Consider the following 12348-nt stretch of genomic DNA (forward strand, 5'->3'; position numbering starts at 1 on the left):
AGCGCTTGACAAGCTGTGGAAAAGCTGTTACGCTTGCATTACCATTATTTTTTAGCCTTATCCCCCCGGGAACAACCTCATGAAAAACCCCATAGACCTGCGCATTGGTGGCGTACCGGAGCATTTTAATCTGCCCTGGCAAATAGCGCTGGAAGAAAACGCTTTTTCTGAATTACCCGCCACCATTCAGTGGACCGATTATGCCGGCGGTACCGGCGCCATGGCCGCCGATCTGCGCGAGGGCAAGCTGGACGTGGCCATGCTGCTCACCGAAGGGGCCGTAGCCGACATTATCCGCGGAAGCAATTACCGCATTGTATCGCTGTATGTGGATAGCCCCCTGCTCTGGGGCATTCATGTGCATGCCGACTCCCCCTTTCAGGAAATTCAGGACCTGAAGGGCTGCACCTATGCCGTAAGCCGCTATGGAAGCGGCTCGCACCTGATGGCCTTTGTAGATGCCAAGAGCCGGGAATGGCCCACCAAAAATCTGAAGTTTGAGACCGTAGGTACGCTGGAAGGCGCCCGGGAAGCGCTGGCCAACAAAACAGCCGATGCTTTTCTGTGGGAAAAGTTCATGACCAAACCCCTGGTAGATAGCGGCGAGTGGCGGCGCATCGAAGAGCGTCCCACCCCCTGGCCCTGCTTTGTGGTGGTGGTACGGGAAGAGATCATGGACCAGCATGCCGAGCTGGTAAGCGGGGTGCTGCAGGTGGTGCGCCGCTACGGACAGCAGCTGAAGTTCGATCCCGAAGCCCCTACGCTGATTGCCCGCCGCTATGGCCTCAAGCCCGAAGATGCCAAAACCTGGTGGGACGATGTGCGCTGGGCCAACAATAGCATTGTGCCTGTGCTGATGCTGGAAGAAGTAATGAACACCCTGATGCGCATCAACCTCATACCCGAAAAGGTACTGCCCGAAAAGCTTTGTTACGAGGCAGCGCTTTTGGTATAAAGCGCACAGACTGAAGTACCCCCTGAAGCCCCGCCCCACCAGGTCGGGGCTTTTTGTTGCCCCATCCAGAGATCATGCTTTTGGGGATTGGCGGGCCTTCAGGCAGCCCGATCGCATACCTACAGGCATGTATGTAGCCCTTTTCTGGCCCTGCTTATGGCTGGTGAAGGTGCACACCCCCATATAACCCCCCCATATAAACCGCAGGTTGCAGAGAGCAGCCTCCCTTCTGTAGAGCTTGCTGCACGCATATCGCTACTTTTTCAACACAAAAAGGGGCCCTTACTAGTTATCCTAAGGCCTGATCAATACAGGGGCTTTTTTATCTGAATATTGGGACAGTTTTTATGGAAAACGCTTACACCTCTATTAGGCAAAAAGGGAGCATTGCCCTAAGCCTGTTATGTTGCCTGCTCTTGCTGGGAACCCAGGCATGGGCCCAGGGCAGCACTGCCCGACAGGTGCGGGGCACCGTGGTAGATGCCGAGAGCAAAGATCCCCTGCCAGGCGTGGCTGTGCTGATTGTAGGCACTTCTACCGGAGTGGTCACCAACCTGGATGGGGAGTATACCCTAGAGGTGCCCTCGGATGCGGCCGTGCTGGAATTTTCCTACCTGGGCTATCAGAACCAGCGCCAGCCGGTAGGCAGCCGCTCGGTGATTGATGTGAGCCTGCAGGTAGCCGAAGAGCAGCTGCAGGAAGTGGTGGTGATTGGCTACGGCACCGTGCGCAAGAGCGACCTTACCGGGGCGGTAACCTCGGTACGGGGCGAGGAGCTCACCAAAATGCCGGCCGCCAACCCCGTACAGGCCCTGCAGGGCAAGGTATCGGGCCTGCAGGTAAGCAATACCGGCAACCCCGGCGATGCCCCTGTTGTGCGCCTGCGGGGCGTGGGCACCCTGGGCAATGACCAAGCCCTCTTTGTGGTGGATGGGGTTATTCTGGATAACATCAACTTTCTGAACAGCTCTGATATTGCCTCGGTAGAGGTATTGAAAGATGCCTCGGCGGTGGCCATTTTCGGCTCCCGGGGCGCCAATGGGGTTATCATTATCACCACCAAAAAGGGCAGGGTAGGTGAGGCGCCCCGTATAAACCTGCGCGCCGAGTACGGGTTTGAGAATGTGGCCAACCGCCTGGACCTGATGACGGGCCGGCAGTTTGCCACCTATGTAAATGCCATTACCCCCGGCACCTACAACAACCTGGATGTGCTGCCCAACATCGACTGGCAGGACCGCATCTTTACCCAAAACGCACCCGTTCAGAACTACAACCTCTCCTTTGTGGGGGCCTCCGACAAGCTCAACTACTACATTGGCGGCGGCTACTTTGCCCAGGAGGGTATCCTGCCAAAATCAGATTACAGCCGCATCTCCTTTAAAAGCAACACCACCTACCGCATCCGGGACTTTCTACGCCTGGGCGCCGACCTTACCGCTTCGGTTGAAAACAAGCAAAACCCCCCGGGTGTAGTAGGGCTTGCCTACCGGGCCTGGCCCATCAACGACCCCTTTCTGCCCAATGGCGATTTTGCCGAAGTACAAGGTGGCAACGCGCTGGCCGCCATTGCCTACCATAATAATGATTCACGCATCCTGCGCGGAGTAGCCAACTTTTTTGGCGAGGCAGACCTGATCAAGGGCCTTACTTTCCGCACCAGCTACCAGCTGGATGGGGCCTTGTTCCGAAATCAGGGCTTTACGCCCGAATACTTTGTGTCGCCGGTGCAGCAAAGCGCTTTTAGCCAGCTCTCCAAGACCAATGCCGAAAACCTGACCTGGATCTGGGAAAACACCCTGAACTTTAGCCGGGACTTTGGCGAGAAGCACCGCATTGACGCCGTAGTGGGCTATACCGCCCAGGAATTCTATGGTGAATCCCTGTTTGGCGCCCGCCGCAACCTGCTGCGCGAAGATCCCGATTTCTGGTACCTGGATGCCGGTGAGCAGGAAGGTCAGAACCTGGGCAATAATGCCAGTACCTGGACCATGGTCTCTTACCTGGGGCGTATTAACTATTCGCTGCTGGACCGTTACCTGTTTACGGCTACCTTCCGCCGCGATTATTCTTCCCGCTTCGGGCGGGAAAACCGCTATGGCGATTTCCCCTCCTTTGCTCTGGGCTGGAATGTGCACAACGAACCTTTCTTCCCCAACACCCCCCTGCTCAATACCTTAAAGCTCAGGGCCAGCTGGGGCATTATTGGCAATGACAAGATCGATTATAACGCCCGCTTCTCTACTGTATCTACAGGTTTGGGCGCTGTCTTTGGCCAGAACCCCAACCTGGAGCCTGGTTCGGCCCTTACCCGTATTGGTAATCCTACACTTCAATGGGAAGATACCCAGCAACTGGACATTGGCGCAGAATGGAGCATGCTGGAAGGCCGTCTGCGGGCCGAGGTAGACTATTACAAAAAAAATACCAAGGGCATTCTGGTACCCCTCGCCATCCCAGCCACCTCCGGCGGGGGGGTAGGCGCCAGCCGTTTCTTCAATGCCGCCGAAGTGCTGAACCGGGGCATCGAGTTTAACCTGGGCTGGGAAGATGAAATTGGCGATTTACGCTATAACCTGGGGGTGCTGGGTTCTACCATCCATAATGAGGTGCTCTCCCTGGGCGCTTCGCTGGGGCAGGATAGTGTCATTATCGCCGGTAGCCTGGGCAATGGCCAAACGGTAACCCGTACCGTAGCCGGCCGGTCCATTGGCTTCTATTATGGCTACCAAACGGCCGGGGTGTTCCAAAATCAGGAGCAGCTCAACAGCCTGCCGCGCACCTCCCAGCAGGGGGTGGGTGATCTTATTTTTGTCGATACCAACAATGATGGCCGCATTACCGAAGCCGATCGTGTAGAGCTGGGCTCCTGGATCCCGGATTTTACCTACGGCTTCAGCGCCGGAGCCGGCTATAAAGGAGTTAACCTCTCGCTCGATTTCTTTGGGCAGTGGGGCAACAAGATCTATAACGGCAAACAGGCCGTGCGCTTTGAGCTGCTCAACTTTGAGTCGCGCTTTGCCGATTTCTGGACCGGCGAGGGCAGCACCAACGAGATCCCCCGCGCCTCGGCCGGCGGGGTCAATTACAGCGTGTCGGACTTCTTTCTGGAAGATGCTTCCTTTTTGCGCCTGCGCACCGCCACCATCAGCTACGACCTGGCCGCCTCCCTGCTGGAACGCTACCAGATTGGCTCAGCCCAGCTCTATGTACGGGGCACCAACCTCTGGACCCGCACCCCCTATAGCGGCTACCTGCCCGATATTCCGGTGGGCTCCCCCCTTAACGGTGCCATTGACCTGGGGGTATACCCCCTTACCAGATCCATTATGTTTGGCTTGAATGTCTCTTTTTAATCCCGACGCCATGAAACGCATTAGCCTGCTTATCCCCATAGTACTCCTGTTGCTGACGCCCTCCTGCAGCGACGATTTTTTGGAGCGCGCTTCGCTGGGCACTGTAGATGAAACCAATTTTCTCAACACCGGCCAGGATGCTATCCCGGCTACCAATGCCGTATACAATACGCTGCGCCTCTGGCATTATCATGGGGGTGGATTTTCCATTCTGGACATTATGTCGGACGATGCCGTTAAGGGCAGCAACCCGGGTGATGCCATTCCCATCCGGGCCTTTGATGATTTTACCTATACCCCCGATCAGGCCACCATTCTCAACTGGTATGCCACCCTCTATCAGGGGGTGCGCCGGGCCAATACGGTCATTGAAAAACTGCCTCCCCTCACAGACATTGATGCCGGGCTTAAGAACCGGCTGCTGGCCGAGGTCCGCTTTCTACGCGCCCTCTTTTACTTTGATCTGGTGCGGGGCTGGGGCGATGTACCCAAAATAACCTCTATTGTACCCCCTGACCGGCCCACCCGCGCCCCCAAGGAGGAGATCTACCGCGACATCATCCTACCTGACCTGGAGTTTGCTGCCAGTACCCTGCCCGAAAGATCGGATTACCCCGCCCGGGACCTGGGCCGCGCCACCCGCGGAGCCGCCAAAGCCCTGCTGGCCAGAGTCTATCTGTTCAGGGGAGATTTTGCCAATGCCGAGCGCTGGGCGCTGGAAGTGATCCAGTCGGGTGAGTACAGCCTGGATCCCGATTACAGCAATGCATTTAGTGTCACCGGTGAGTTTGGCCCCGGATCGGTTTTTGAAATAGGGGCGCTGCCCGAGGGAAGTTTTGAGCTGGGCGGCAACCAGTATGGCAATACCCAGGCCGTACGGGGCAGCCCCAACCGGGGCTGGGGTTTTAACCGCCCTTCCTATGATCTGATCACCTTTTTTCCCGAAGAAGATCCCCGCCTGGATGCTACCGTTGTTTTTCTGGGCGAGGAGATCGATGGGGTGCGGATCATGGGCGATGGCTCTACCCCCGATACTACCTATACCGATGCCTCGCGCACCCAAATAGCCCAAATCGAAGCCTATAACCAGAAAGTATGGGTACCGGGCACTACCGCCGAGACCTCCTGGGGCCATAATCGCCGCCTGATCCGCTATGCCGATGTGCTGCTGATGGCCGCCGAAGCCCTGAATGAGAACGGAAACCAACAAGATGCCCTCCTGTACCTGAATAGGGTACGGGCGCGGGCACGGGGTGAAAACCCGGATATTCTGCCCGACATCACCACCACTGATCAGGGTGAGCTACGCCAGGCTATTTATGAGGAACGGCGGGCCGAGCTGGCCATGGAAGGCCTGCGCTTTCATGACCTGGTACGTACCGGCCGGGCCGCCGCCGTGCTGGGTCCGCTGGGCTTTGAAGAAGGCCAGCACGAGCTGCTGCCCATACCACAAAGCGAAATCGACATCTCTCAAGGTTCTTTAACCCAAAACCCAAATTGGTAATACATTTTAAATTACACTAAGTATGATTGGTATGAAACACACAAAAATGCTGTTTAGCCTATTCGCTCTGAGCGGTATGCTATTTTTTACAGGATGCGATGACGATGATAACGGCGCACCTGCGCTGACCATTCAAAGCATTAGCGCCAGCGGTACGGACCTGGAGACGGGCCAGACGGTACAAAAAGATCTCAATGCCGCTTCGGCTGCCGAAGATGTACCCCTTGATGCGGTTATGACCGTAACTTTTTCTTCCGATGTGAACGCTTCTACGGCAACGGCCTCTAACGTAAGCCTGACCTCCGCCTCCGGCACGGTACCGGTAACCGTATCGGCTTCCGGCAACACCATGACCATTACGCCACAGCAGGAGCTGGAGCGCGGTACACAGTATACCCTTAACCTGGGCAACGGTATCAGCGGCGCTAATGGCGGCGCCTTTACCGCTACCACGCGCACCTTTACCTCGGCGGGCCGCGGAGCGGTAACCCCGCCACAATCTGCCAGCCAAACGGCCTATTTTACCTTTGATGGCCATGCCGACGATGCCATGGGAACCTATGATGCCGATGATGTAGTAGACATTACCTGGGTGGCCGACCGCTTTGGCCAGATGGAAAGCGCCGCCCAGTTCAATGGCAATACCAGTATCATAGAAGTACCCAATGGCGCCGACCTGCTCACCTCCGACTGGACCTTAAGCTTCTGGTCCTGGGTAGACACTGTGGATCATGTGAATGCCGATGGAAACAAGGCCGGACACTTCATTATGGGGGTGGGTGCTTTCCATGGCTTTCAGGTGGAAACCAATGGTAGGGCAGATGTGCTGATCATGGCGGCCCGCTATAGCAAGGAAGATGGCACCACCATCCCTAATAACTTCTTTGTGAATGCTGATGGGCAGGATGCTGCTAATGGTGGCTGGGATGCTATCGAAGTCGAGGCAAATGTAGCCGGCGGTATGAGAACGCTTCTGGCTCAAAAATGGGCCCATATTGTTCTCACTTATAATAGCGAGGAAAACAAGCGCTCCTTGTATATCAATGGGCAACTCATGGAGCGGGATAACCTCAATATTCCAACGGACCTTTCTACGGTAAATGGGTTGACCTTTGATCCTACCGGCACGGCCGATGTAATTGGCGATAAGCTTGCCTTTGGTTTTCCCTTTGACCGAAGCACTACGCTCTGGCAAAACGAACCATGGGGTAGTTATAACCTGCCTACCGCCAACCACTTTAAAGGCGCGCTAGACGATGTACGCTTCTTTGAAGCCGCCCTTAGCGAAGCAGAGGTAACAGCACTCTACAACGCTGAGCGTCCTTAATACAAATCTGCAGCATCCTGCCCCAGTATGGGAGCAGGATGCTGTTTTTTTATTTTATATGAAGCCATTTCAGCATTTCTTCCTTTTATTTTTCTCTTTTCTGCTGTTGCCTGGCTGTAAGGATGATTCCTCCGATCCTGAGCCGGCCAAAGAACTCCTGCAGTTGGTTTCGGTAAAGGTGGGCAACAGCAGCCTGCAGACCGGTTCTGTCAGCACCGGCATCCCCACCGACCGGCCCCTTGTACTGCGCTTTTCCGAAGAAGTAAACCGGCAGGGCATAGAAGACAAAATAACACTGGAAGATGCCGACGGCCAGCCTGTAGCCCTTACCCTCAGCTTTCTGGACCAGGGCCAAACCGTTTCGGCCCAGCCCGCACAGCCCCTGCGCAGCAACCATACCTATACCCTAACCATAGACGAGCTTACCAACAGCGCCAACACCAGCCAGTTTCCGGGCGCTGCCTACACCTTTACTACCCTGCAAACCCAGCTGCGGCTGCAATCCCTTACGGTAGATGGCCAGCCCCTGTCCCCCGGCGGGCGGGTGCATGGGCTTGATCCGGATTTTACCATCCGGGCCGTCTTCAGCGAAGCGCTGGAGGCCGGGGCCATTGCCGCTTCCGGCATTCGCCTGAGCGGGCCCGGCGGGCAGCAAATTGCCGTGCGGGCCAGCCTGGAAGATCCCACTACCCTGCTCATCAAACCCGAGCAACCCCTCAACTACCTGAGCCGCTACGAGCTGGATATTACCTCCCAATTTTACACCAGTTCCGAGTTGTCCTTCTCCGGTTTTAGGGGCAGCCTCTACATTCAGCCCGATCCGGAACCAAAATTTCCGCTGATCTCCGACGAAGCCCTGCTCACCCTGGTGCAGCAGCAAACGTTTAAGTACTTCTGGGACTTTGCCCACCCCAGCAGCGGCCTGGCCCGGGAGCGCAACAGCTCGGGCAATCTGGTGACCATTGGCGGCTCCGGCTTTGGGGTAATGACCATCCCTGTAGGCATTGAGCGGGGTTTTATTACCCGGCAGCAGGGGGTAGACCGCCTGGAAAAGATTGTGAATTTTCTGGCCACTGCCGACCGCTTTCATGGCGTATGGCCCCACTGGATGGATGGCACCACCGGCCGGGTAATTGCCTTTAGCCAGTACGACAATGGCGGCGACCTGATTGAAACCGCCTTTATGATCCAGGGCCTGCTAACGGTGCGCCAGTACCTGAATAGAGCCAATGCCCAGGAGGCCGCCATTATAGCCACCATTACCCGCCTGTGGGAAGAGGTGGAGTGGGACTGGTATACGCGTGGCGAAAATGTGCTTTACTGGCACTGGTCGCCGCAATACGAGTGGCAGATGAACATGCAGATCAGGGGCTATAACGAGGGGCTCATCGCCTATGTGCTGGCGGCTTCCTCGCCCACCCACCCCATAAGTCCGGAGGTGTATCACCAGGGCTGGGCCCGTGGCGGCGCTCAGCAAAATGGTAACACCTTCTACGACATTACCCTACCGCTGGGCGAAAATCTGGGGGGTCCCCTGTTCTTTGCCCATTACAGCTACCTGGGACTGGACCCCCGCCGGCTGGAAGACCGCTACGCCAACTACTGGGAGCAAAATGTGGCCCACACCCGCATCAACCAGGCCTATGTGGCCGATAACCCCCGCAACTGGGTAGGCTATAGCGCCGAAAGCTGGGGCCTTACCGCCAGCGATAACCAAAGCGGCTACTCGGCCCACTCGCCCACCAACGACCTGGGTGTTATTACCCCCACGGCAGCCCTCTCTTCCTTTCCCTATACGCCCGAGGCCAGCATGGCGGCCCTCCGGTATTTTTACTATACACTGGGCGACCGGCTCTGGGGACCCTATGGCTTTTATGATGCCTATAACCTTACGGTGCCCTGGTTTGCCAGCTCCTATCTGGCCATTGATCAGGGGCCCATCATTATCATGATCGAAAATTACCGTACCCAATTGCTCTGGAATCTCTTTATGAGCAATCCGGAAATAGCAGCAGGATTAGACCGTCTGGACTTTAGCGCTTATTAACCCATGCATAAACTCCTTATCCTCTCCCTTAGCCTCCTTCTTTTAGCCGCCTGCCAGCAGGCCGGCACCTCCTCCGGCGAAGTAGCCGAACAAGCCGCTGCCGATACGCTCGCACTCCCCTCTCTTTCTGACGATTCCCTCTTTAGCCTGGTGCAGGAGCGTACCTTTCAATACTTCTGGAAAGGGGCCGAGCCGGTATCGGGCCTGGCGCGGGAGCGCATCCACATCGATGGCGAGTATCCCCAGAACGATCAGAATGTGATCACCAGCGGCGGCTCGGGCTTTGGCCTGATGGCGCTGGTGGTGGGCATGGAGCGCGGATTTATCAGCCGCCAGGAGGGGATCGCCCGCCTGCAGCGCATTGTGCCCTACCTGGAAAAAGCCGACCGCTTTCATGGCGTATGGCCCCACTGGCTCCACGGCCCTACAGGCAAGGTAAAGCCTTTTAGCCCAAAAGACGATGGCGGCGATCTGGTAGAAACCTCCTTTCTGGTGGCTGGCCTGCTAACCGTACGCCAGTACCTGGACCCGCAGGTGCCCGACGAGGCGGCCCTCATCGTGGGCATTAACCGCCTGTGGCAGGGGGTGGAGTGGGACTGGTACACCCAGGGCAAGGATGTACTCTACTGGCACTGGTCGCCCACCAATGAATGGGCCATGAACTTTGCACTGGAGGGCTATAACGAATGCCTCATTACCTATGTGCTGGCGGCGGCTTCACCTACCCACCCCATCCGTCCGGAAGCCTACCACCAGGGCTGGGCCAGGGGCGGCGGAGGCATCCGCAGCGATAAGGAAGCCTATGGGTACCCCCTTATCCTGAGCCACAATGGCGCGCAGGAAATGGGCGGCCCCCTCTTTTGGGCGCATTACAGCTACCTGGGCCTTGACCCCCGCCAGCTCAAAGACCGCTACGCCAATTACTGGGATCTTAACCGCAATCATACTCTCATTAACCGCCAGTGGTGCATCGAAAATCCGCATGGCTACCAGGGCTACGGGCCCAACTGCTGGGGGCTTACGGCCAGTTATTCCATAAAGGGCTATGCCGGCCACCGCCCGGGCGAAGATCTGGGGGTGATCAGTCCCACGGCCGCCCTCTCCTCCATGCCCTATACGCCGGAGGAGTCCAAAGCGGCCATGCGCTACTTTTATGATCAGCTGGGCAGCCGGCTGCTGGGCCCCTATGGCTTTTACGATGCTTTCAGTGAAGAACATGACTGGTTTCCGCAGCGCTACCTGGCCATTGATCAGGGGCCTATTGTGGTGATGATGGAAAACCAGCGCAGCGGCCTGCTCTGGGACCTGTTTATGTCGGCACCCGAGGTGCAACAAGGACTGGATAAACTTGGCTTTACCTATCGATAAATTTACCCCTTTATGAATAGCGTATTTTTTACAAAAACCAACCCCCTTTTTCTGCCTGTTGTGGCGCTGTTGCTCTGGGGAATGAGTTGCCGCTCTACCAGCTCGCAGGCCCCCCCCATGGCCGAGGCGCCGGCTCCCCCGGCTGCGGAAACACCCGCTTCCGGCACACCGGCAACAGACCCTGTATCCGGCACCCCTACCACCGCGGCGGTGTCTACCCATCCGGCCAGCCGCTTTATCGATTCGCTGCTGCAGCAAATGACGCTGGAAGAAAAAATAGGCCAGCTCACCCTCTACACCAGCGGCTGGGACGTAACCGGCCCCACCCTCAATGAAAATTACCAGCAGGAGCTGCGGGCCGGCCGGGTGGGCGCCCTTTTCAATGCCCATACCGTAAAATACAACCGGGAGCTACAGCGCATAGCCATGGAAGAGACCCGCATGAAAATTCCGCTGTTGTTTGGCTATGATGTAATCCACGGCCACCGTACCATCTTTCCCATTCCCCTGGCCGAAGCCGCCTCCTGGGATCTGGAGATGATTGAAAAATCGGCCCGCCTGGCAGCCAAGGAAGCAGCCGCCTCGGGCCTGCACTGGACCTTTAACCCCATGGTAGATGTGGCCCGGGACCCCCGCTGGGGCCGTATAGCCGAGGGTGCCGGCGAAGATCCCTACCTGGGCGGCCTCATAGGGGCGGCCAAGGTGCGGGGCTATCAGGGCGAAGACCTCAGCGACCCCTTTACCATCATGGCCTGCGTAAAACACTTTGCCGCCTATGGTGCGCCCCAGGCCGGGCGGGATTACCATAGCGTGGATATGTCGGATCGGCAGCTGCGGGAGGTATACCTGCCCCCCTACAAAGCGGCCATTGATGCCGGTGCTGCCACCATCATGACCTCCTTTAACGATGTGGATGGCGTACCCGCCTCCGGCAGCCGCTACCTCATGACCGATATCCTGCGGGACGAATGGGGATTTGATGGCTTTGTGGTTACCGACTATACCTCCATCAACGAGATGGTGCCCCACGGCGTGGTAGCCAATGAAAAAGAAGCCGCCGCTCTGGCGCTGCAGGCCGGGGTGGACATGGACATGCAGGGAGGAGTATACAATGCCCATCTGCAGCAGCTGGTTAAAGAGCGGGTGATCAGCGAAGAGCAGATCAATACCGCCGCCCGCCGCATTCTGGAGAGCAAGTGGGACCTGGGCCTGTTCCAGGACCCCTACCGCTACCTGGATGAGGCCCGCGAGGCCGAAGTGGTGCTTTCCAAAGAGCTGATGGACCATGCCCTGGAAGCGGCCCGCCCCTCTATTGTGCTGCTGAAAAACGATTCGGTGCGGGGCCGGCCGCTGCTGCCGCTGGCCCAGAACATTCGCTCCATTGCCCTGATCGGCCCCCTGGCCGATAACCAGATAGACCTGCTGGGGAGCTGGCATGCCTCGGGCGATGCCAGCAAGGTAGTAACCATCCTGCAGGGCCTGCGGCAGGCGCTTCCCAAAGCCACCATCCGCTATGCACAGGGCGCCGGTTTTGAGGGAAATGATCAGAAGGGTTTTGCCGAAGCGGTGCGCATCGCCCGTCAGTCCGACCTTGTGATCATGGCCCTGGGCGAAAACTACCAGCAAAGCGGCGAGGCCGCCAGCCGCACCAACCTGGACCTGCCCGGTGCCCAGCCCCAGCTGGTAGAGGCCATCCGTGCCACCGGCAAGCCTATAGTAGCCCTGGTAATGGCCGCCGTCCCCTTACCCTTGAGCGGCTGCAGCAGACCATTCCGGCTATTGTGAATACCT

7 protein-coding genes are annotated in these 12348 nt (G+C 57.4%); all 7 read left to right on the forward strand.

Annotation, left to right across the window (positions count from 1 at the left end):
• The first annotated feature begins 79 nt into the window (after positions 1 to 79).
• On the forward strand, positions 80 to 955 hold the full coding sequence (locus ADICEAN_RS08960; RefSeq protein WP_009195257.1) for a substrate-binding domain-containing protein: 876 nt from the start codon (positions 80 to 82) through the stop codon (positions 953 to 955).
• 347 nt (positions 956 to 1302) lie between these two features.
• Positions 1303 to 4311, forward strand: a complete 3009-nt coding sequence (locus ADICEAN_RS08965; protein WP_009195258.1) for a SusC/RagA family TonB-linked outer membrane protein — start codon at positions 1303 to 1305, stop codon at positions 4309 to 4311.
• 10 nt (positions 4312 to 4321) lie between these two features.
• Positions 4322 to 5815 (forward strand): RagB/SusD family nutrient uptake outer membrane protein, encoded by a 1494-nt coding sequence (locus ADICEAN_RS08970; protein WP_009195259.1) that lies wholly within the window; start codon positions 4322 to 4324, stop codon positions 5813 to 5815.
• Positions 5816 to 5846: 31 nt separating this feature from the next.
• The gene (locus tag ADICEAN_RS08975) at positions 5847 to 7142 is read left to right on the forward strand and encodes an Ig-like domain-containing protein (RefSeq protein WP_161622679.1); all 1296 of its coding nucleotides are present in this window, start codon (positions 5847 to 5849) and stop codon (positions 7140 to 7142) included.
• Between the two features lie 58 nt (positions 7143 to 7200).
• Positions 7201 to 9189, forward strand: a complete 1989-nt coding sequence (locus ADICEAN_RS08980) for a glucoamylase family protein (RefSeq protein ID WP_009195261.1) — start codon at positions 7201 to 7203, stop codon at positions 9187 to 9189.
• A gap of 3 nt (positions 9190 to 9192) precedes the next feature.
• A complete protein-coding gene (locus tag ADICEAN_RS08985) occupies positions 9193 to 10557 on the forward strand; it encodes a glucoamylase family protein (RefSeq protein WP_009195262.1) in 1365 nt (454 codons plus the stop codon).
• A 12-nt stretch (positions 10558 to 10569) separates the two neighbouring features.
• Positions 10570 to 12342 carry a glycoside hydrolase family 3 N-terminal domain-containing protein gene (locus tag ADICEAN_RS08990; protein WP_009195263.1) on the forward strand — a complete coding sequence of 591 codons (1773 nt, stop codon included), beginning with the start codon at positions 10570 to 10572 and terminating at the stop codon, positions 12340 to 12342.
• Positions 12343 to 12348 lie beyond the last annotated feature (6 nt).

It is taken from the genome of Cesiribacter andamanensis AMV16 (assembly GCF_000348925.1).
Classification (GTDB): domain Bacteria; phylum Bacteroidota; class Bacteroidia; order Cytophagales; family Cyclobacteriaceae; genus Cesiribacter; species Cesiribacter andamanensis.